The organism is Prolixibacter sp. DSM 2831, from assembly GCF_056493735.1.
Map to the genome: position 1 here is coordinate 2,486,355 of NZ_CM151379.1, position 20,461 is coordinate 2,506,815.

A 20,461-nucleotide genomic window follows, 5' to 3' on the forward strand; every position below is an offset into this window, starting at 1 on the left:
TTAATATTGGCACTCAATATTTTTGTGCAAACCGGTCACACATATTATGACATCAAAAATCTTCTTTGTAGCTTTAACCCACAACTAACACAAAACCTGACGACGATGAGATGCTCCCTCTGCATTATACTGAAATACCTACGTGTATTAACTTCCGAATGATATCCCACATTTATTAAAACTGGAAACTAAACAACAGACAAATGAAACTTAAAAAAGGATTCTTTATGCTGGTTATTCTTGCTGCGGCGGTTGGATGTTCAACCAAACAATACACGCGGCCTGAAGTAAAAATTGTACCGGAACCGGCCAAAGTTGTGAACGCGGATGGCGTGTTTGTCCTGAATGAAAAAACGCCCATTCTGGTTAACGAAGACAACCCGGAGTTGAAACAAATTGCTGGTTTTTTAACCGATCAGCTTTCTGATTTTTATGGATTAAACACTTCAGTCGACGTGGCAGACTCACCACAAAAAAGGGCAATCTTTATCGGTCTCGATAAAAGTCTCAACCTGGGGAAAGAAGCTTATAATCTTTCGGTAACACCGAAACAAATTGTTTTGAAGGCTTCGGCGCCAAACGGTTTGTTTTATGGCGTTCAGACCCTGATTCAACTGCTGCCACCTTCTCGTCAACAGCTAACGGAAGCCGTATTTCCTGCTGTTGAAATTGAAGATGCGCCACGATTCAGCTGGCGAGGAATGCACCTCGATGTCGGCCGTCATTTTATGCCGGTTGATTTCGTGAAAAAGTACATCGATTACATTGCCATGAACAAAATGAATGTGTTTCACTGGCACCTCACCGAAGATCAGGGATGGCGTATCGAAATCAAGAAATATCCGAAACTGACAGAAATCGGTTCGAAGCGGAAAGAGACAATCATTGGGCATGCGCACGAGTCGAAGGAATACGATGGAACACCTTACGGTGGATTCTATACACAGGACGAAATCAAGGATGTAGTAGCGTACGCTAAAGCCCGTTATGTCACCGTCGTTCCGGAAATCGAACTTCCCGGACATGCCTTAGCAGCGTTGGCGTCGTACCCCGAATTGGGATGTACCGGTGGTCCGTATGAAGTGGCAACAACCTGGGGCGTTTTCGATGATGTATATTGTGCCGGAAAGGAAAACACTTTTAAATTCCTCGAAGATGTTATCTCAGAGGTTATGCCTTTGTTCCCGGGTGAATATTTCCACATTGGTGGCGATGAATGTCCAAAAACACAATGGAAGAAGTGTCCTTACTGCCAGGCCCGCATGAAAAAAGAAGGTCTGAAGAATGAGCATGAGCTGCAAAGTTATTTCGTACAACGCATCGAAAAATTCCTGAATGAACATGGCAAAAAGATGATTGGCTGGGACGAAATCCTCGAAGGTGGATTGGCTCCGAATGCAACGGTCATGTCGTGGCGGGGTGAAGAAGGCGGTATCGCTGCAGCCCAGGCACATCACGATGCGGTGATGACACCAGGAAACTATTGCTATTTTGACCATTACCAGGCCGATCCGAAAACACAGCCATTGGCTATTGGTGGCCTGACTCCGCTCAAAGAGGTTTATGAGTACGAACCGATTCCCAAAGAGTTGTCTGCAGAAGAAGGCAAATATATTCTGGGCGCACAGGGAAATGTTTGGACCGAGTACATGAAAACTCCGGAGCGGGTCGAATACATGGTTTTCCCACGTATTGCTGCCCTGGCCGAAGTGGTTTGGTCACCCAAAGATACCCGCAATTACGACGATTTCATGAATCGCATGCAGGACGAAGTCAAACGCTACGATGCGCTGGGCATCAATTATTGTAAGGTCGAATTTCAATAAAGATTGACTTAATTATAAAAGAAAAGGATGGCAGTTTTGCTGTCCTTTTTTCATTTATGCGTATTTTCCGTTCTCAATTAAAACTTAGCCATGCACCTGATACTTCTGGCCATCGCGCCGGTAATCATTATCCTGTTTTACATCTATTGGCGCGACAAATATGAAAAAGAGCCTTTCTATCTGTTAGCCAGAGGACTTCTGTTTGGCGTTATCAGCGTACTGCCGGTTACATTGGTCGAAGGCGTATTGATGATGTTTGGCCCGTTATTCACCGGCTACTGGAACACGTTTTACCAGGCTTTTGTCGTGGCTGGTGCTACGGAAGAAGGGTTCAAGTTTCTTGCTTCTTTTTTACTGGTTTGGCACAGCCGGGAATTCAATCAACGGTTCGACGGGATTGTATACGCGGTATTCGTTTCCATGGGCTTTGCCTTAGTGGAGAACCTGTTGTACGTTTTCAGCAGTTCGGATGGACTCTCGGTGGGGCTAACCAGGGCATTAACCGCTGTTCCGGCTCACGCTATGTTTGGTGTATTGATGGGATTTCATCTCAGTCTGGCCAAATTTTATCCCCAGGCCCGTCGCCTTTTCCTGGGCTATGCTTTTTTAATTCCGTTTACTTTTCACGGATTATACGATTTTATCCTGATGTCAGGTAATCAGATCCTTTTGGCTCTTTTCGTTCCGTTTATCATCTACATGCTGTTCAGGGTTTATCGCAGAATGAAGCTATTATCGGACGCAGATAACCTGATACATGACGGTCAGGAGTAGCCGACGGAAAGTTTTCTTTGTATATTTGTTCACATCACGCCCAAAAACGACTGGATATGCAATTTATCGAATTGGTAGAACAACGTCATTCTGTAAGAAAATTTTCGTCAACTCCTGTTGAAAAAGAAAAGCTGGAAGCTATCCTCGAAGCAGCGCGAATGGCTCCGTCAGCTGTTAACTTCCAACCCTGGCATTTCATCGTGCTAACCCATAAAGACGTTCTCGAGAAATTTTATCCCGTTTATCACCGTGAATGGTTCCGCACGGCTCCCGCTGTGATTGTTGTTCTGGGCGACCATCATCAGGGCTGGCACCGAAAAGAAGATGGAAAGGACCACACCGATATTGACATCGCAATAGCAGTCGACCATATCACGCTGGCTGCAACGGAGCTCGGACTGGGAACCTGTTGGGTCTGCAATTTTCACGTATCGCAGGTAACTGATTTTTTCGAGCTCCCAAGCCATTTGGAGCCCATTGCTTTAATCCCGGTTGGTTATCCTGTAGAAGGACAGGTTATTCCGGCTAAAAAGCGGAAAGATGCTTCTGAAATCATTCACTGGAACAAGTTTTAGTTTCTTTCACAGAAAAGAAAGTACGATTCGTTTGCGCTGAAAACGATTGGGTTGTAACTTGAGTATAAGAAACCAACCTATCGAACGAACATGTACCAGTGTCGAATCATTAAACGGATTTCCAGCGTCATACTTATCCTAACACTCGGTTTAACAGCAAATGCCCAGTTTGTTCCAAAGTTATCAGTAGTCGGCGGTCTGGGTGTTCCCGAATTATACCACGCTGGACTAAAATTGCAGACCTCTCCCCGCTCGGAGTTCGGCGTTTATTATGGATTTATCTATGCTTCTTCTCATAATTCATCCGGGTGGTTTCGTGATTTCGAACTGAATATGCGCTCGCTCACACTAGACCATAGCTATTTCTTTGGCAAGGTCAGTCCGCTAAGTCACCGACGTAGCTGGTTTTCCCGTCAGGGGTTCAATTATTACCATGAAGTTGGAGGAAGTGACGATACTTTTTCCGGAGTGCTTACCATTGGAAGAAAGTTTCCGTTTAGCAATGCGGCCGGATTGGCACTGGATATTGGTACAGCCATTCCTTTTTCCAATAGGAAAAACATCATCCCGGCAGCGCGACTGCAAGTTTATATTCTGCTGAGCAAACCTCCACAGGGGAAATAATCTGCAGCTTAATAAGACTGAAAATAAATAAGATAGAAGTGGTCACATTACGTTTAACAGGGCAAACCTTACTTTCGTTTGCTTGTTTACGCTACAGTTAAAGTCGACGAAATGAAATGACTACCCTAATCGCCATATTACTCCTTCTGTTCTTCCTGACTTTAACTATTTCAGCCATCAGAGATTTGCTTACCAGGACACCTCGTTACAATACCCGCGTTTTTTGGGCCATTGTCATTCTTTTTCTCTTCCCGGTAGGCACATTTATCTATTTCCTTTTCAGGGGAAATGACCCAACATTTTAACTATTAGGCAATGACTTAGTTGCTGGCTCCCTGCAATAAACTATTATCGACTGACATCGAAATGAGATTGAGTACCAGCTGCACCGTTAGTGGGTCGTAGTGAAATTCGCCTTTCAGGCCCTGGATTTTTCCACCGGGATTAAGTAATCGTCCGTCCGTCAATAATTGCGAGAGAATGACTTTTCCATGACCTCTGCCAGTAGAGATCGAAACAACGGGAAAACGGTATGGATTGGTTCCGGCCTGAATGAGATTCTTTGTTGTACCACCTTTCACCTTCAAAAACATATGCACAGGAGGAACAGTAACTTTGTCGAATCCGTTCCAGTTACCACTTTCCATATTCTGCAAATGGTAATTAAGCTCCTTGCTCTTCGAAATAATAGAAAAGTTGGTTTCCGGTTTTGCCTCACCTGAAAAATAGGCGGAAATGCGGAATGGAAGATCGATCTCCTGCTGGTCAACATCAGGCATCTCTGCCGGTCCAAAATCGAGAAAAATAACCGACATGTTGCGACGTAGCGCGCGTTCAATTTCGGCACTCACATCCGGATCTCCGTTTTTCAGGCGTTGCCAGGTCCGGTATGAGCAAAGCATGCATTGCCCCCAGCTAAACGACGGCGCTTTGATGTTCTGTTCTTCCACAAACTGCTTCAAAGAAGTTTCGTATTCTGGAACATAGACCATAATCTTCGACATCTTTTGGGACTTCTCCGGCTTGAAAACATCGAAGGGAATATCTTCACATAACTTCTTACCACTTTCCTCTTCACAGGCGCGTAAAACATACTTTCCTTCCGCTTCGGGAACTTTCACCATCATGGGAATATGGAAAGGCTGGTTAGCTTTCAACGGAATCCTCAATAACGTACTCCAACTCTCCATGCCGACCTGGTTCACAATCTTCAGCTGGGTCCGGCTTCTAATTAAACCGGAAGAATGATTATTCAGGTTAATGTTTACTTTAACCGCCTGTCCCGGAAGGAAATGACTGGCGCCAATATTAATTATCGCATTCACGTCATCTGAGTTCTGAGCGGCGCTTGTCAGTGGCCAAATACTCAAAAACAAACCAATAAAAAGGAGTGAAAATATACTATGCTGTTTCATGGGCTATCTACAAAAATACCCTGTCCGGATTTATTCACGGACAGGGTACTTCATTAATATATATCGTGAAGATTATTCTTCCGGATCGCCGTAAGTAAACGAAACGAAAGCCAAACGTTTTCCGTCGGGGCTCCACGAAGGCACGTTCATGGTACCTTGTCCGCCGTAAAGGTAAGCAATCACTTTCGATTCCTTGCTATCTGTATCCTGCATCTGGATCATCACCCGCTTGTTGTGCGGATGATTGCCCGGTGCTACCGTCGGAGGATACGAAACATATACCATACGCTTGCCATCCGGCGAAATGTGTGCAAACCAATCGTTATACGGACCAAAACTGACTTGTTCCTGGTCACTTCCATCCGGTTTCATGCGCCAGATTTTCATCAGACCAGAACGTACCGAGTTGAAATAAATGTATTTTCCATCCGGTGAATACTCCGGTCCGTCATCCAACCCTTCAGCGGTTGTCAAACGGAATTCTTTTCCGCCAGTTGCGGGAATACCGTATACATCGTAATTACCATTTCGTTCGGCGCAGTATACCAGTGTTTTTCCGTCGGGCGACCAACCATGCCAGTACGAAGGTGCCTTATCGGTTACCCGGAAAGCGTCTCCCCCTTCGATGGGAATAGTGTATATGATAGAACCTGATTTTCCGTCGCCTAATTCAGTTTGACTGGAAACAGCCAGCATGGTTCCATCAAATGAAATACCATGATCGTTATTACAACTCTGTGCTACACCGGTATTCAAGATCTGCGGATTAATCGTATCCAACGGAAATTTGATGATTTTGCCATCCGAGTTATACAGAAGATACTTACCATCCCGCGACCAGTTAGGCGCTTCGATGTGTGTATTGGTCGTGTAAATTACCTTGCGGTGACCGCTCTCAACATCCAGTATTTCCAAACGGCTTGGCGAAGGATTTTGGTATCCGTCAACTCCTTCCGCAGCCGGAACATCAATTCGGAAATTCTCGAACACAGCGGTTTCCGACACATCGGGATTATGAGAGCCGATAAACAAGCCGGCGTATACCGTATCGGGCAATTGCAGCTCGACGCGGCCGGTTTCCTGCAACGGATTTCCAAATTTCGCTGCCCGCATGATAATTGTGTCTCCCTGGCGCTCCAATTGAATCACATCCGGAGCCGAAAGTTCCGCTTTGACTTCTTTTGTCTCGGTGTTGGCTTCCGGACGATATTGCAGCGAGGTGAGACCGTCGCCGTGAATAGCAGCGTCGGCATACACCGAACCACCGGTTAAATCACTACGAAACATCAAGCCCATTTTTCGGTGTGGATCAACACCTTCACCCTTAAAATGAGCCATACAGGTCATGATGAAATCGCCGCCCAGCTTTTTGCGGGCAAACTGAAATTCATCGCTGGTTCCCCAAATGTTGGTTCCACTTCCTGTTAAGGTATAGGTTTGCGTTTCCGCATTGTACACCGTACTTCCTTTTATTTTTAACTTACCAATGTCGGTAGCCTGATTGAACACGCCAATATCAGCCACATTGGCCGGAGGCGTTGAGCAGGAAAAAAGAGCAATGATGGGAATCAATAACATAAATCGTTTCATCGGTTTGTTATTTTAGATTTATTAGTCATGTAGTCTGAATGAATTAAGCAAAGAATCTGAGAATTCATTTGCCGGAAGCTTTCCAATATTAAGCATAATTCCAATAATTCCGAAAGGATGCGGTCAATAAATGTTGTCTCGAAAGTATTCCCCTGTTTTATTGATTTTAACTACCTTGCCTGCTTCAGTTCAAGCCCAGAACGACCGAAATGAAAAGAATAACGCGACATTTGTACCTCGACAAATATCCGGTGAAGCCGGAAGCTGAGAAGTTGATTGTCGGTACCATTCATCCGCACGATAAGTCGCAATTCAAGCTCCCTTTCTTCTATGGCAACCGGCTTAGTTTATGGAAACTATTGCAGCTAGCTTTTCCGGATGATTTCGGACCAGAACTTACTGTGAATTCCATTCTCAGTTTCCTGGAGAAGCATCGAATTGCTATGAGCGATACCATCCGGGAGTGTATCCGGACAAATGACTCGGCGCTGGACCAGGATTTAATTCCTACCCGGTTGAATTGGGAACTAATTGATCAAATCCGGCAATCCCATATCCGTGAAATCTTCTTTACCAGCGGGTTTCAGAAAAACAATGCTTTCAAACTTTTCTATGTCGATATCCTGGGGATGAAAATCACGAAAGAAATCAGGCATAGCCGTGAGTTGGTGCTACCTCCCAACTTATTTGGCAGACCCGTGAAATTAACCATCCTCTACTCTCCTTCCGGAGCTGCCAACCGAGCCTGGGCGCAAACTCGGATATGGAGAGACAATCAACACAAGTATGTTGACTCCCCCACTCCGCTTCAGGACTTCAAAGTAGATTACTACCGTGAAAAATTTAGCTGAGCGGTTCATGCTCTTTTACTCACCACCGACTTCTTCTTGCAAATATTCCGATTAGAAAATTTTATGTTATCTATTTCCTGCAATATCAATGTAGTGCGGAATAGCATGCATTTTTTTCGAAAAAAGGTATTGCGAAAAACCGAAAATCCCTTACATTTGCAGCCGTCAAACGACATCAGTCGCCTGACAAAAAGTTCGGGGTGTAGCGCAGCCCGGTTAGCGCGCGTCGTTCGGGACGACGAGGTCGAAGGTTCGAATCCTTTCACCCCGACAACAAGAGATTCAAACAACATTAAAAGCCTGTTAATCGTATGATTATCAGGCTTTCTTATTTTTTGTCATATCAATTCAAAGCAGAATATTTCAGTATAAATGAGAACCACGCGGTGACCTCTATTATTATGTATCTTTAGGTCACCAGAAACGATGTAATGTTCTGTCGGGGAGTTCATTACAATTTCATGCATACATCGGTTATGTTCAGAATTGATGGTTTTTGATGCCCTTTCGAGGCCCTTATCAGTGACCTTTTCAGGCCAAAATCCATCAGAAAAATGAAATTGTTATGAGAAGCTCACACACCTTCACCATCAAGTTCATCCTCAGAATGAACAAGATGCGTAATCACCAGGCCCCCATCTACGCCCGTATTTCCGTTGATGGAGTCCGAAAAGAGATGGCCATCAAAGAAGCCGTCAATCCCAACGATTGGGACAATGAAATCGGCAAAGCCCGCGGAAACCGGCCGGAGTCACGTTCCCTGAATACCCGGTTGGTTCAAATCAAGTCAGAACTAATGCAATGCTACCAGGATTTGCGTCTGCAGCACAAGCTCATTACGGCCGATAAAATCAAGAATCTTTATCTTGGTATTGAGGTCGAGCAGTTCAGCCTTTCCAAATTAATAGACTACCATGAAAAGACTGCGTCCGGAATCCTGGCACCGGGAACAATGAAAAACTATTACACCACGCAGAAATATCTCGGGGAATTCATCCGGAAACGGTACAAGACATCCGATATCTACCTTTCGGAAATCAATTACCAGTTCATCACTGAGTTTGAATATTTCCTGCGAAGTCATCAGCCGGCCGATCACCAAAAGCCAATGAGGAATAACGGTGTGATGAAACACATGGAGCGCTTCCGTAAGTTGCTGCATTTGGCCAAACGACTGGAATGGATTCAGCGCAATCCTTTCGAATCATTCCAATTCCATTTTGAACCGGTTGACAGGGGATACCTGACCGCATCGGAATTACAAAAAGTAGAGCAAAAAAATTTCAGCATCGAGCGCCTGCAGATTGTTTGCGATTTATTTGTCTTTGCTTGCTACACCGGCGTTGCCTACGTCGATATTGCTAAGCTGACACCCGATAATTTGCGAATTGGTATCGATAGTCACCGTTGGCTGCACTACGATCGTACCAAGACAAAACAATCTGTCTCGTTGCCGCTTCTTCCCAAAGCACTGGAGATTATCAGGAAGTACCAGGAACATCCGAAAGCTTTGCAACGAGGCACTCTTTTCCCGGTAATGACCAATCAGAAGCTTAACGGCTACCTCAAAGAAATTGCCGACCTGACCGGCATCGACAAAAACCTGACCTTCCACCTGGCACGCCACACTTTCGCAACCACGGTAACCCTCAGCAATAATGTTCCGATTGAGACCGTAAGCAAAATGTTGGGCCATACCAAAATTGCCACTACGCAAATCTATGCGCGGGTAATTGAGACCAAAGTCAGTCACGACATGCAGAAGTTGAGAGAAAATCTCAATCAAACAAGTTCAAATTTTATGATTAAACAAAAAAATACTAACTTAGGGTAAACCAAGAAAATAACGGATCGAAAATCTAAGTTATTATTGGGATTAACAGACGATTTAGAGAATGAGGCGTTGCCTCCTGAAGCTATAACCGTCTGTTTTTTTTCACCGCATTTTCAGAAGTGTCGGTTATACACCAATGAGAATATGACCAGGATATTTTCGATCTTTTTCAAACCTAAACCTCAATGAAACATGAATTTCACGTATTGGAAAAATCCGTGATAGAAAAGCTATCCATCACCTCTTTTTGTTGTCAGTCATTCACCCCTGAAGAATTGCGTTCATGGCATGAAACGGTTAAGGAAGAAATGCTACGAATCGAAACGGCCGTCAGGTACCAGGTCTTTAATCAGGGGAACAGGCGCCAGTTAGCAAAATACATTTCGAGCAATCAGGCGGCAATGGTTCGGTTGTTGAATCATCTCCACACGGTCTTTGCATCAACTTCAAACATCTCTCCAACTGAATCACAACACACAATGCTGCAGGTAGGTCAACAGTTGGCCTACAACATGGAAGATTTATTAGGCTATTTGGCAGAGGACCATCCTGACCTGTTCAATTTCAATCAATACGGTTCTGCATTTTTCCACCAGAGAGTAGCAAAGATTTTCAGTCAGAAAGTGGAACCAGTCAGGAAATACCTGGAAGAGAATACAAATTATCCGGCGGTTGTCTCGCTCATACTCAAACCCTATCAGGAATTAATTCATACAAGCCTCCGGAAGTATTCTTATTGGAAGATAAAATACCTCAATGCCTTGTTGGAACAGCTCCAGCAAGTGATAGACAAGAAGCTGAAAGATTCAGAGCTCGGGATGGAACTCTTTATGACTATCATTTACATGAATTACAACCCGACCAACCTGTTCGTCGCCTGCTCACGCTTAATTGCCAAACAGTGCTACCAATACGAAACCACCAAACAGCAATTACACTACCTACACCTGATGCGTAAGACCATTGTTCAGGTCATACCGGCCCCGAATGTGGCTTATAGACCGGAACGTCCTTCGTTGCAAAAACAATTGAAACAATGGATTTCCCAGGAAATAACCTACCTGCATATCAAGACGGACCTGAATAACATTACCTCACTTGGGATTCCGGTCACCGAAGAGAAGATCGAAAAATTACATACGAATCTTTCAGTGGCCCAGCTGGCCTGTATGCTGAAAATCTACATGGAGACAAATGCCATTAAAAACCCAAACCTCTCCGAAGTCATCCGGTCATTTGTTAAACTGGTCCGGACAGACAAGAGCAGGGAAATCTCTGAGGACAGCCTGCGGACCAAATTCTACAACCTGGAGCGGTCAACCTGTGATCGGGTCAAAGAACTACTGCGCCGGCAGTTGAATTACCTCGATGAATTGTAAAAGACACTCCGCTACAAATGGTCCGAATTTTAATGAACCGGGTTGTAACCCCTAAAGAAATTTAGGATAAATTTCTCATTGATAAACAATCTGTTAAGGGGGTTCTGTAACCCCCTTGTAACTGGATCAGCATTGGTTTCTTTCGTTGCTTTGTTTTCAAACCATTTTAAATCAACTGTTATGCCAGACGAAAGAAATCAGTACCCGGAAAAACGGGGCATCTATCGCGAACAGCTGGTCACCACACACGACCTCCAAAACTTAAAAGAAGAACTTCTCTCTGACTTCCGGAAGCTCTTAAAAGAACAGAACCACCAGCCAGTCAAAAAATGGCTGAAATCCTACGAAGTCCGAAAACTGCTAAACATCTCACCGGGGACGCTCCAAAATCTGCGGGTAAACGGAACGTTGCCTTACACCAAAATCGGTGGGGTCATTTATTACGAGCAGAGCGACATCCAGCAAATGCTCGAGTCCCGGAAGACAAAAGGACACTTCGTGTAAACCGGAAGAGTCCTCGAAATCCATCTGAATTACCACTCAAACCTTTCGAAAACAGGTTAATCGTGACGTACAATGAACTACATCCGGCACCTGGCGGCATTCTTCTGGTGCGTGGAGCAAGACGATCGTCTTACACCGCACCACATCAGCCTTTACCTCGCCCTGTTCAGACGATGGAACCTCAACCGGTTTCAGAATCCCATCTCCATCAACCGGGCAGAGATGCTGAGAATGTCCAAAATCGGTTCGGTCAATACCTATTCACGGTGTCTCAAACAGCTTCACCAGTGGAAATACATCGATTATCAACCGTCGCACAACCCCCTTAAAGGTAGCCGGGTGAACATGTTCATTTTTGATACAACTAGTGAACAAGTAGTGATCCCTTTAATAAACATTAGTAAACAGATTAAACAAGAAACTATAGAATACAATGAACCAATCCAATTTCAATCAGAAAAAATGGAACAGGAAACCAGGTACGGGAAACAGCCCGAAAGCGCTCCCTTGCAAGAGAAGAAGTCCAAACCGGAAAACTCCACCGATACACCGGCAAAAAGTAAAATCCCGCCTCCGGAGGAACATGTCAAAATCTACTTCCTCGAGAAGGAGTTCCCTGAAGTGGAAGCTGAGCGATTTTTCAACTACTACGAATCGGTAGGCTGGAAAGTGGGCGGCCGCACCCGGATGAAAGACTGGAAAGCGGCGGCCCGGAACTGGATGCTCAATGCCCGGAAGTACGGTCCGCGACAACCATTGAGCCCGCGGGATAAATCAACCGAATACAAACCTGATAATGGGAAAAACTATGCCGAACCACTCTGAACTTTTCACCGCGCCGGGAGTCATATCTTTCGGGAAAGGAACCGTCAACTACAGCTTTTCAAGCTGCCTGGAATTCATGGAACAAAAAGGCCGGGAATTATTCGGCACTGATTTCAAAATTTATGGAGAAGACAGACCCATCATTTTCAAACTGCTCATCTGGGCCATACGCGACCAGGAGAACGCGCAGCGGCTAAATCTCAACCTCAACAAGGGGATCATGCTTACCGGACCCATTGGGAGCGGAAAAACCAGCCTGATGACGCTGCTTCGCTTTTTCATTCCTCCGGACATCCGACACAACATAAAATCCTGCCGGGAAGTCAGTTTCGAATTTCACCGCAATGGTTACGAGGTCATCCGGAAACACAGCATCCTGGCTTATGACCGCTCCACCGGTGGTAAGAAACCACGGGCCGTCTGCTTTGACGACCTGGGGACCGAACAAAACCTGAAATATTTTGGCAACGAAGTAAATGTGTTGGGCGAAATACTGCTCAGCCGCTACGACCAGTTTGTGTCCGACGGAATGCTCACACACTTAACAACCAATTTAACGGCCGGTGAAATTGAAGAATTCTATGGTTCCCGGGTTAGAAGCCGCATGAGGTCGATGTTCAACCTCATTTCATTCGATTCGAATACCAAAGACAAACGGCAATAGCCTGCTACAACTCCCTGCCATCGCTACCCCGACTAAGTGGTGGCAGGGAGCTTCTTAAACATTCAGGCTAATCCATACCAAACAATCGTAACAATAGCAACCGCGAGGTCAAACCTGAAACCTGAAACCCTTATTACAACAAAAAAGGCTGCCCTTCTTTATCAAAGGACAGCCCCGGTGCGTCGGTTGACGTTGTAATCTTATTCTTGCAACGGAACCAGACTTAACTTCTTAAGCAGCACAGTTCCTTTACCTTGCAACATGATACCGAATTGACCAACCGGACGCACTTCAGCGTGGCCATGGTCGTACTGCTTGCCATTCAGGTAACACTTCAGGTGTTCTCCGGCAGCCGAAATTTTCAAGGTCGACCATCCCTTGGCAAATTGCGCATCATGACTGTCCAGCATTTTTATCTGGCCGTCATTCATACGCTCCAGTTTCATGGTTTTATTGTCGAACACCATCGCATCATAGTTCGACTCGTCCTGATAATGAAAAAGCAGGGCTATTTGACCAGTATAATCGATTAACTGGTATTGGAATTCAGCTCCAAAATTGCCAAACACATCATTAAGCATGAGAACCACTTCCTGACCGTCTGGCTCGATACTCAGGACATTGGAACCATCCATTTTAACCACTTTGGCATTGAGTTTTGCTTCGTCGCCCTTAACTAACTTTAGCTGCCCCTCAAATGGCTGTTGAGCCGGTTGCCAGCTCATTTGTCCTGTGGCTGCTTCATGCATTTCTTCATCATGGTGTTCATCTTCGTCCATCATTCCGTTGTGTGAATGCCCTTCCACCATTTCCTGATGTCCGGATTTTTCCTGTGTATTGTTCTTGTTCTTCTTTGAATTGCATGAGTAAAGACTCCCCGCTAAAAAGAGTGCGCTTACAAGAATTATCGTTTTTGTATGCTGTACTTTAATCTTCATTGGATTCATTTTTTAAAGTTGTGTAATTATTTCTCCTGCTTTTGCTGTGTACCAACCTGGTATTTATACACTAATTTTCCGCCATAGTCGGCAGTCTTGGCTATCGAACCGATACCAAGCAACCCACCAATCAGCAACACCACAGCAATCCACTTTTTGTTTCGCAGACGGGTGAAAAAAACAATCAACCTAACAACCAGGTAACCGCTGTAAAACAACAGGGTCCGCAAGGCCCAGTCTGCATGGTGTGATGCCGTTAATTCCGCCTTCAATGGCACATCGACGATATCAATAGCTTGCCTTCCGCTCAGGTAAGTGATCAACAACATGACCACCCCGAAACCGAAAAGAGCAAGGACCGTATTTTCAAGCCACGCTTTTCTCCATATCAGGCTGGCTGCGTCTGCAAGTGTGGCAGTAATTAATATCGCGATCGGAAAATGAATCAGTAGTGGATGTATGTTCGGTGCCCAGGTAGGGAGTAAACTTTCCATATCATTTCATTTAACTGGTTAACAAATAGATGACTGGTCGACATTCACAAAGGCAAATATCGACTATCGAAATTGAAGGATAGCCGCGATTTTCTTCCTGACTCCGGTAGTAGCAAATCGATGGTAATATGGCTTTTCAACCCTTCCGGTGATACGGAGAGAAAGTACGACCAGACGACCGGTGCGTTAATGCAGAAAAGATTGTATCATAATCCTGATACCCGCTCCTGTATTAAAAGGCAGAGGAGGCCCCTCCCGGATATCCGCAGTAGAACGGTATAAGTGATTATCGCGAAGTTGAAAAAATGTTTGCTCAGTAACGTAAGCAGTAAATGAAGAAATCAACACCGGTGCAGTGATGTAGGGAAGCGTAGCTTGGAACGACGCAAAGTATTTGGCCGTAACATCCGTACAACAATCATCCTCATCACCCGGCGCATGATGTTGATGCTGGTGCAGGTCCTCCTGGCCACTCGTGGTATGTCCACTGTTCAAAACGGAATGAGAATCAGATGGAATCAGGTCTTCTGCGATACAGACAGTCCGTACCATGTAAACTCCCAGGAAAGAGATCATACATGCTACAGCAACAAAAGTCCTTATGTTCCGCAATCGCATCATTCTCTATCTACTCATATCTGCTTGTGAAAAAATAACTCATTTACAGCGCAGTCGGCTAAAAGGCCATCCCCAGCGTTAGCAAAGCCTGCGTATCATATTCACGCTCATTGCTCAGTGGCGTCTGGATACCGACCCCAAACGCTGTTTCGTCCGCAATCCGGAATTTAAGTCCGAATAAAGAATACAGACTGGTGGCGTCCTGTGTAATTTCGCCTCGCAGTTCCAACTCAGGATATAACAGTTTCGATACTCTGAAAACAAACGAGCTTTCGTATTCGGCCATTTTATCGGCCAGATTAATGTGCGTATTCGCATCAACCACCATAAACTGAGGTACCGTAACTCTACCCGAAACACCAAAAAGATACTTTAAAGAATTGGATGCCACTGGACCGGTCGGGATACTTACCTGACCGAAAACACTGGCTCCGTTATGATACGAGTTGTCGTGCAGGAAACTATACATCAGCATCACTTCCGAGTACGGCGAGGTTTTGATACCGTCACTCCGGATATGTATGCCCAGATTAGGGGCTATGCCAGCCTCAATATGCAGGGCTAAATCCTGTTCTACATCAGCGCTGTTTCTCTGCTGGAATGGAGTTACTCTCAAACTGACTTCGCCAGGTTGATCAGGTAGGGCCATGTGTGCCATAAATGGATGGACAAACATATCTGCCATGCGCCCGTCGCCGTTTTCCTGCGCTCTGGCCGGAGAAGTAATTCCGGCAACGGGTAATACGAAAATTAGAAAATACCTAAACAATTTCATGATACCCATATATTTAATTTAACAAAATCGAAAAAGACCTTCAGCACGGGCAATCCCGTTGCAAATGTTCTCTCTTTAGGGGGAGCCTGGGCCAACCAATAGAAGTATGATAAGAAAGGTTGACCAGTAGATAGGAAGAGCTCTGGTGGTCTTTTTCATGATTCTTCTGCCTTAATAGACAACGTCAAAATATTGAACAACAAATAGTTGACAGCCTACTAATAGTCACCAACCATTCATAAGTATAAAAGTTCAGTTTTTAGCATTAATTAATATCTCCGGTACAGCGAACCTTCATATGAATTAAAAACAACCCTGCGATGTATAAATACACCGACAGGGTTACTATGAAAAAAAACCAATCCTTAATTGTTCATCGTAGCTGATGATCCACTATTCATATGACAGTTCTTCATATCTCCCGTCGAATCCATCATCATTGGATGGTTCATTCGGGTACTATCTTTCATGTTGTGCATGTGCATCGCTTGTTGATGGCCATCCATCTTTTTCAACGTCATCCCGCACTTGGGGCATTTCCCCGGCTTGTCCGTTACAACATCATGATGCATCGGGCACCTGTAATGGGCGACAGACGATGAATCTTTCTGCATGGCGTGTTTCATCGGGCAGTTTTTCATGTCCATCGAATCTCCCATCATCATGCTATGCTGCATGTGTGTACTATCGGACATCGAATGCGTATTCATCTCCTGGTGGGCAGCACCCTTTTTCTTCAAGGTCATCCCGCACTTGGGACATTTTCCCGGGTGATCCATCACCACGTCAGGATGCATCGGACAGGTGTACTGAACAGCTGATTGTTTAGTGGCGGGCTGAGCCGGTGTGGCATCTTGTGCAGAAGCACTAAAAGCGATCAATAGCATTCCCGAAAGGAATACCAGGGAGTACAGAAAACTCTTTTTCATTCTTTTTTAATTTATTGAAACATAGATAATGGCGTCAAGCCTTTTGCATTGATTGATATAATTGATGTGTTAGCGATGTACATACTGCTCATAAGTTGAATCCGACTGAAAGAACATGGCTCTCCTGGAATTGTGTGGATCGGGAAAAATCACGGCATCCGCCTTGTTAATCCTTTTACCGGTGACGGGGTCGGTCGTAAAACGAACCTGAGCCGTATTATACCGCAACAAGCTAATGCAGTGCTGACAGCAGCCCCAGTAGGTTTTTCCGTTTACCGTTACTGAACGAACGGAATGGAGCTTAATATCTCCGTTGACCATACAAACCCGGCTATGCTGTATTTCCTTCCCTTCCTGTGAATCAAAAGCCTTATTTACGCTGTTCTGCAGGTAAAAGAGGTAGCCAAAAAAGCCAATGACGAGAGCGAAGATAAAACCCCCGATTCCCAGAAGCACACGCTTCTCTTTCCGGGTCCAATTCAAATTGGATTTGAATACCTCTTTGAGCATTTTTATCTTTTTCATCTTTTCAAAATTTTATATAAGATCGCGCCACTGGTGATCTAATCATATTGATTTCTTCATGCAGGTGTTGAAGTCGAACCCATGAAACAAATAGTGAATCGTATCCGAATTCTCCGGCCTTAAGGTCGCTTCAGGTGCCTTTGCCTGGTGTATAATGGAATTCATTTCAACGGCTTTCAAACTTCCTTGATGCAGGGAGTAGGTGGCCTCCCGGTAATGATCTGAATCGGCTTCTTTGATGGAACTTCCAATCATTATGCTATAGATTATCAACAGTATGACAAATAGGGCAAACTCAAATCTCTTCATCACCGCTCCTCTCAGTTCCAGCCAAATCCAGGAAAATAAAAAAATGACCAGGAGAATGAGTCCCAACATCTCATCGGTTTGAACATTGGGACGAACAGTTTCGAAATCAATTATCGGAGGGGCTTGAAAAAGCCCCACGATAATTGAAAGTACAGCTCCTAAAGCTCCCACCCCAAAGCTCCAGCTCATATACAACCTGAAAGTGTCCCGGTTTTCGGCTCTCAATAGCCCGAAAACACCGAGCAACGATGCCATTATCAAAAAGGTAACAGTCAGATATAGAGCAAAAGCCAACATAGGGTGTAAAGCATTAAAGCATATAATCAGTCAGTAGTAACGAAAATTCAATGGTATCTCTACAATGATTCGATAACCCGTTCCAGTTTCTTTAGAATATTTTCTGAAACACAGATAAGGTCCTCATCATCTACCGCCTGCATCGATGCCACCGGATTGACGGCCGCCACTTCGATTCCTCCATCTTCAGTCTCCTGAACGACCACATTGCACGGTAGCATGGTTCCGATTTTATCCTCTATTTCCAATGCTTGGTATGCAAAGGGAGGATTGCAGGCTCCCAAAATTTTATACTTCCGGAAATCAACATCCAGCTTTTCCTTTAGCTTTTGCTGAATATCAATTTCAGTTAATACACCAAAACCTTCCTGCTTCAACGCCTCAGTCACCCTGGTAACCACTTCGTCGAAGTCTCCTTTTGTTTTCTTATCGATGTAATATTTCATCTGTTTGTATTTTAGGTTTCAACTGTCTGAATATTTAATTTTCATTAGAATCGAAGCGTTAACCCGCCTCCGGCACCGTACCGGTTGTCATAACTGGCTACCAGTGAAAAATTCTTCGATAGCATATATTCTGCACCGGCATTCCATACCGTTTCGCCTTCCACATTTTTATTGGGCGGCAGTGTATTCACCGCGCCAAAGTCGAGTTGATACTCGTAGTAGCCAAATACCGACAGCCGGGGGAACAACATCACATCCCGTCCGATGGAAATGCGCGGACGTAATTCATTATCCACACGAAGGTCCAAATCGAACATGTAGGGTGTAAACCACCGGATTCCGGCGACAGCAGTCGTTTTGATATTATCCAGGCTGTTCCGATCGGTATTCTCCATATTCACTCCGGCGAAAACCCGGAAATAATCATACAAATACCGTTCATAGGTGAACTCTGCCTCCATGTTCTTATTCCAGCCATACTCAGCATCGAAATTGAACTGATTACGGATGTTCGATGAAACAAGGCTTAAACTGGTCACATTCGACGCCATCTCGGCAGTTCCCCACGTATAGTACCGGTTGGTTTCGTGTATGAGTTTCTTCACCGGATAACCTTTCAGGCGAGGGTCCCTTGGAGTACCGTAACTGAATATCCGTGCCATTCCACTCGTCAGGTGATAGAGAATGTGACAATGGAAGAACCAGTCTCCGCTCTCCTGGTTGTAAAATTCAATCGTAATCTTTTTCATCGGAGGCACATTAACCGTATGTTTTAAAGGCGAATAGTCGCCATTCTTATTTAGTACCCTGAAAAAGTGTCCGTGCAGGTGCATCGGGTGGCTCATCATCGTCAGGTTATTCAGCGTGATACGCGTGACTTCACCTTTCTTGATCTTAATTTTGTCCGTTTCCGACAACGGGATACCGTTCATGCTCCAGATATAGCGGTGCATGTTACCGGTAAGATTGAGCAGGATATTCCTGACCGGAACATCCTTCGGGAAGGTAGTTTTTACAGGCGATTTCAGATAGTCGTAATTGTATTTGGCGAACATATCCATCCCTTTCATACTACCTTTCATGTCATGGCTCATGTTCCCCTTCATTTTATCGGTCGACTTATCCATCTGCATGCCCCAGTTCTTTTCCATCTTATGGGGTTCATCTTTCTTTGGCCGGTATTTGATAGCGGGAGCTCCCATGCGCATATCCATTTTGGCCATCTTTTTCATCATCCCGATTTTGTCGGGTTTGGGAACATCCGGGGCGGCAAGCACAGGTCCTTTCCCCAGGAAGGCTGACGTCGAACCCGAACCATCGTCAGTTGTGGCCCTGAATTCAATTTGCCCGTTCTTCGGAATGGTAACAATGAAGTCGTACGTTTCCGCTATCGCGATAAAAGTTTTGTTGCGCTTTACCGGCACTACGTTTTTACCATCAGCCGATACAAGCGTAGGTGTTTTTCCTCCAAAAGTCATCCAGTAAGAAGTCGAAGAGGACCCGTTAATGATTCGCAATCGAACCCGGTCTCCCGGCTTGAAATTGGGATACTCCTGTTTTTGCGAGCCGTTCACCAAAAAAGCAGGATAATACACATCGGCTATATCAGCGCCATCCATTCGCTGCTTCCAGAATTTAAGCTGTGCTCCTAAAGCGTGGCGGGCAATTACCTTGTTCAGCGGCGTAGCGGTACCTTTTTTTATCTGGTACCATTCGCTCCCTCGCTTAAGCGTACGAAGAACGTTGATGGGCTTTTCGTTGGTCCAGTCCGAAAGTACCAGGACTAACTCCTTGTCATACTTTAACTTCTTCTTCCGGGGTTCAATCACAATGGAACCATATACACCGCTTTGTTCCTGCAGCATGGTGTGTGAGTGATACCAGTAAGTTCCGGATTGTTTCAACGGGAACTCGTACTTACGCGTTTCGCCGGGTTTAATCGGTGGAGTCGTCAGGTACGGTACACCATCATAGAAATTAGGTAACAGAAGTCCATGCCAGTGAACCGATGTCTCTACATCCATTTCGTTCTTGACATAAATGACAGCATAGTCGCCTTCTTTAAACTTCAAGGTAGGTCCGGGAATCGTGCCGTTGACGGTCATCCCCATGACCTTTTTTCCTGCTTTATCAACTTGCTCCTTCCGTATCGTCAGATGATAGGTGGTGGTGTCAGTTTGAGCATATGCAGGTATCTTCACCAGGAATAATAAACCAAACAGTAATAGGGTATAAATATTTGTTTTCTTTTTAATAAAATCCATAATAA

General features: G+C 44.9%; 22 protein-coding genes and 1 tRNA gene. 12 read left to right on the forward strand and 11 right to left on the reverse strand.

The annotated features are described in order from the left end of the window. Window positions 1–203 precede the first annotated feature (203 nt). The 5 genes from AC060N_RS10070 (at window position 204) to AC060N_RS10090 (ending at window position 4,104) form a co-directional block, all read left to right on the forward strand. Window positions 204–1,826, forward strand: a complete 1,623-nt coding sequence (locus AC060N_RS10070) for a beta-N-acetylhexosaminidase (RefSeq protein WP_479526972.1) — start codon at window positions 204–206, stop codon at window positions 1,824–1,826. Between the two features lie 90 nt (window positions 1,827–1,916). Beyond that, on the forward strand, window positions 1,917–2,600 hold the full coding sequence (locus AC060N_RS10075) for a PrsW family glutamic-type intramembrane protease (RefSeq protein ID WP_479526973.1): 684 nt from the start codon (window positions 1,917–1,919) through the stop codon (window positions 2,598–2,600). Window positions 2,601–2,656: 56 nt separating this feature from the next. Continuing rightward, window positions 2,657–3,175, forward strand: coding sequence for a nitroreductase family protein (locus tag AC060N_RS10080; RefSeq protein WP_479526974.1), 519 nt, complete (start codon window positions 2,657–2,659; stop codon window positions 3,173–3,175). Window positions 3,176–3,265: 90 nt separating this feature from the next. Beyond that, complete coding sequence (locus AC060N_RS10085; RefSeq protein ID WP_479526975.1) at window positions 3,266–3,799, forward strand: hypothetical protein; 534 nt, start codon at window positions 3,266–3,268, stop codon at window positions 3,797–3,799. Between the two features lie 116 nt (window positions 3,800–3,915). Continuing rightward, the gene (locus AC060N_RS10090; RefSeq protein ID WP_479526976.1) at window positions 3,916–4,104 is read left to right on the forward strand and encodes a PLDc N-terminal domain-containing protein; all 189 of its coding nucleotides are present in this window, start codon (window positions 3,916–3,918) and stop codon (window positions 4,102–4,104) included. Window positions 4,105–4,119: 15 nt separating this feature from the next. Here AC060N_RS10090 and AC060N_RS10095 read toward each other — a convergent pair whose 3' ends face one another. Together AC060N_RS10095 and AC060N_RS10100 are read right to left on the reverse strand one after the other, a co-directional pair. Beyond that, entirely contained in the window at window positions 4,120–5,124 is a 1,005-nt protein-coding gene (locus tag AC060N_RS10095) for a hypothetical protein (RefSeq protein ID WP_479526977.1), read from the reverse strand. A gap of 162 nt (window positions 5,125–5,286) precedes the next feature. After that, window positions 5,287–6,804, reverse strand: coding sequence for a TolB family protein (locus AC060N_RS10100; RefSeq protein ID WP_479526978.1), 1,518 nt, complete (start codon window positions 6,802–6,804; stop codon window positions 5,287–5,289). Between the two features lie 209 nt (window positions 6,805–7,013). Between AC060N_RS10100 and AC060N_RS10105 the strand changes: the two genes are divergently transcribed. From AC060N_RS10105 to AC060N_RS10135, 7 genes are all read left to right on the forward strand, one after another. After that, complete coding sequence (locus tag AC060N_RS10105; RefSeq protein ID WP_479526979.1) at window positions 7,014–7,655, forward strand: hypothetical protein; 642 nt, start codon at window positions 7,014–7,016, stop codon at window positions 7,653–7,655. 196 nt (window positions 7,656–7,851) lie between these two features. Next, window positions 7,852–7,926 (forward strand) — tRNA-Pro (locus tag AC060N_RS10110). Window positions 7,927–8,220: 294 nt separating this feature from the next. Continuing rightward, the gene (locus AC060N_RS10115; protein ID WP_479526980.1) at window positions 8,221–9,489 is read left to right on the forward strand and encodes a site-specific integrase; all 1,269 of its coding nucleotides are present in this window, start codon (window positions 8,221–8,223) and stop codon (window positions 9,487–9,489) included. Window positions 9,490–9,674: 185 nt separating this feature from the next. Next, a complete protein-coding gene (locus AC060N_RS10120; RefSeq protein ID WP_479526981.1) occupies window positions 9,675–10,868 on the forward strand; it encodes a hypothetical protein in 1,194 nt (397 codons plus the stop codon). A 180-nt stretch (window positions 10,869–11,048) separates the two neighbouring features. Then, window positions 11,049–11,372, forward strand: a complete 324-nt coding sequence (locus tag AC060N_RS10125) for a helix-turn-helix domain-containing protein (protein WP_479526982.1) — start codon at window positions 11,049–11,051, stop codon at window positions 11,370–11,372. A gap of 72 nt (window positions 11,373–11,444) precedes the next feature. After that, complete coding sequence (locus AC060N_RS10130; RefSeq protein WP_479526983.1) at window positions 11,445–12,197, forward strand: hypothetical protein; 753 nt, start codon at window positions 11,445–11,447, stop codon at window positions 12,195–12,197. Continuing rightward, window positions 12,181–12,861, forward strand: coding sequence for a P-loop NTPase family protein (locus tag AC060N_RS10135; protein WP_479526984.1), 681 nt, complete (start codon window positions 12,181–12,183; stop codon window positions 12,859–12,861). Before AC060N_RS10130 ends, AC060N_RS10135 begins: the two co-directional genes overlap by 17 nt. Window positions 12,862–13,061: 200 nt before the next feature. Here AC060N_RS10135 and AC060N_RS10140 read toward each other — a convergent pair whose 3' ends face one another. The 9 genes from AC060N_RS10140 to AC060N_RS10180 form a co-directional block, all read right to left on the reverse strand. After that, window positions 13,062–13,799, reverse strand: coding sequence for a hypothetical protein (locus AC060N_RS10140; RefSeq protein ID WP_153639547.1), 738 nt, complete (start codon window positions 13,797–13,799; stop codon window positions 13,062–13,064). A 26-nt stretch (window positions 13,800–13,825) separates the two neighbouring features. Beyond that, a complete protein-coding gene (locus AC060N_RS10145) occupies window positions 13,826–14,293 on the reverse strand; it encodes a DUF2231 domain-containing protein (RefSeq protein WP_153639548.1) in 468 nt (155 codons plus the stop codon). 186 nt (window positions 14,294–14,479) lie between these two features. Then, window positions 14,480–14,869: a hypothetical protein gene (locus tag AC060N_RS10150; protein WP_479523699.1), complete on the reverse strand. Its 390-nt coding sequence runs from the start codon at window positions 14,867–14,869 to the stop codon at window positions 14,480–14,482. A gap of 100 nt (window positions 14,870–14,969) precedes the next feature. Further along, window positions 14,970–15,686 (reverse strand): hypothetical protein, encoded by a 717-nt coding sequence (locus tag AC060N_RS10155; protein ID WP_479523700.1) that lies wholly within the window; start codon window positions 15,684–15,686, stop codon window positions 14,970–14,972. A gap of 365 nt (window positions 15,687–16,051) precedes the next feature. Beyond that, on the reverse strand, window positions 16,052–16,615 hold the full coding sequence (locus AC060N_RS10160; protein ID WP_153639551.1) for a heavy metal-binding domain-containing protein: 564 nt from the start codon (window positions 16,613–16,615) through the stop codon (window positions 16,052–16,054). A 69-nt stretch (window positions 16,616–16,684) separates the two neighbouring features. Then, window positions 16,685–17,140: a hypothetical protein gene (locus AC060N_RS10165; RefSeq protein ID WP_479523701.1), complete on the reverse strand. Its 456-nt coding sequence runs from the start codon at window positions 17,138–17,140 to the stop codon at window positions 16,685–16,687. Between the two features lie 42 nt (window positions 17,141–17,182). Continuing rightward, window positions 17,183–17,704 carry a hypothetical protein gene (locus tag AC060N_RS10170; protein WP_194831506.1) on the reverse strand — a complete coding sequence of 174 codons (522 nt, stop codon included), beginning with the start codon at window positions 17,702–17,704 and terminating at the stop codon, window positions 17,183–17,185. 101 nt (window positions 17,705–17,805) lie between these two features. Further along, window positions 17,806–18,192 (reverse strand): DUF302 domain-containing protein, encoded by a 387-nt coding sequence (locus AC060N_RS10175; protein WP_153639554.1) that lies wholly within the window; start codon window positions 18,190–18,192, stop codon window positions 17,806–17,808. 44 nt (window positions 18,193–18,236) lie between these two features. Beyond that, entirely contained in the window at window positions 18,237–20,456 is a 2,220-nt protein-coding gene (locus AC060N_RS10180) for a multicopper oxidase domain-containing protein (RefSeq protein WP_479523702.1), read from the reverse strand. Window positions 20,457–20,461: the final 5 nt, after the last annotated feature.

Coding starts and splice junctions, on each gene's coding strand:
- AC060N_RS10125 (WP_479526982.1), top strand. CDS start 11,049: ATGCCAGACGAAAGAAATCAGTACCCGGAAAAACGGGGCATCTATCGC.
- AC060N_RS10080 (WP_479526974.1), top strand. CDS start 2,657: ATGCAATTTATCGAATTGGTAGAACAACGTCATTCTGTAAGAAAATTT.
- AC060N_RS10115 (WP_479526980.1), top strand. CDS start 8,221: ATGAGAAGCTCACACACCTTCACCATCAAGTTCATCCTCAGAATGAAC.
- AC060N_RS10090 (WP_479526976.1), top strand. CDS start 3,916: ATGACTACCCTAATCGCCATATTACTCCTTCTGTTCTTCCTGACTTTA.
- AC060N_RS10135 (WP_479526984.1), top strand. CDS start 12,181: ATGCCGAACCACTCTGAACTTTTCACCGCGCCGGGAGTCATATCTTTC.
- AC060N_RS10105 (WP_479526979.1), top strand. CDS start 7,014: ATGAAAAGAATAACGCGACATTTGTACCTCGACAAATATCCGGTGAAG.
- AC060N_RS10165 (WP_479523701.1), bottom strand. CDS start 17,140: ATGAAAAAGATAAAAATGCTCAAAGAGGTATTCAAATCCAATTTGAAT.
- AC060N_RS10150 (WP_479523699.1), bottom strand. CDS start 14,869: ATGATCTCTTTCCTGGGAGTTTACATGGTACGGACTGTCTGTATCGCA.
- AC060N_RS10155 (WP_479523700.1), bottom strand. CDS start 15,686: ATGAAATTGTTTAGGTATTTTCTAATTTTCGTATTACCCGTTGCCGGA.
- AC060N_RS10100 (WP_479526978.1), bottom strand. CDS start 6,804: ATGAAACGATTTATGTTATTGATTCCCATCATTGCTCTTTTTTCCTGC.
- AC060N_RS10160 (WP_153639551.1), bottom strand. CDS start 16,615: ATGAAAAAGAGTTTTCTGTACTCCCTGGTATTCCTTTCGGGAATGCTA.
- AC060N_RS10175 (WP_153639554.1), bottom strand. CDS start 18,192: ATGAAATATTACATCGATAAGAAAACAAAAGGAGACTTCGACGAAGTG.
- AC060N_RS10120 (WP_479526981.1), top strand. CDS start 9,675: ATGAAACATGAATTTCACGTATTGGAAAAATCCGTGATAGAAAAGCTA.
- AC060N_RS10145 (WP_153639548.1), bottom strand. CDS start 14,293: ATGGAAAGTTTACTCCCTACCTGGGCACCGAACATACATCCACTACTG.
- AC060N_RS10130 (WP_479526983.1), top strand. CDS start 11,445: ATGAACTACATCCGGCACCTGGCGGCATTCTTCTGGTGCGTGGAGCAA.
- AC060N_RS10070 (WP_479526972.1), top strand. CDS start 204: ATGAAACTTAAAAAAGGATTCTTTATGCTGGTTATTCTTGCTGCGGCG.
- AC060N_RS10085 (WP_479526975.1), top strand. CDS start 3,266: ATGTACCAGTGTCGAATCATTAAACGGATTTCCAGCGTCATACTTATC.
- AC060N_RS10075 (WP_479526973.1), top strand. CDS start 1,917: ATGCACCTGATACTTCTGGCCATCGCGCCGGTAATCATTATCCTGTTT.
- AC060N_RS10170 (WP_194831506.1), bottom strand. CDS start 17,704: ATGGCATCGTTGCTCGGTGTTTTCGGGCTATTGAGAGCCGAAAACCGG.
- AC060N_RS10180 (WP_479523702.1), bottom strand. CDS start 20,456: ATGGATTTTATTAAAAAGAAAACAAATATTTATACCCTATTACTGTTT.
- AC060N_RS10140 (WP_153639547.1), bottom strand. CDS start 13,799: ATGAAGATTAAAGTACAGCATACAAAAACGATAATTCTTGTAAGCGCA.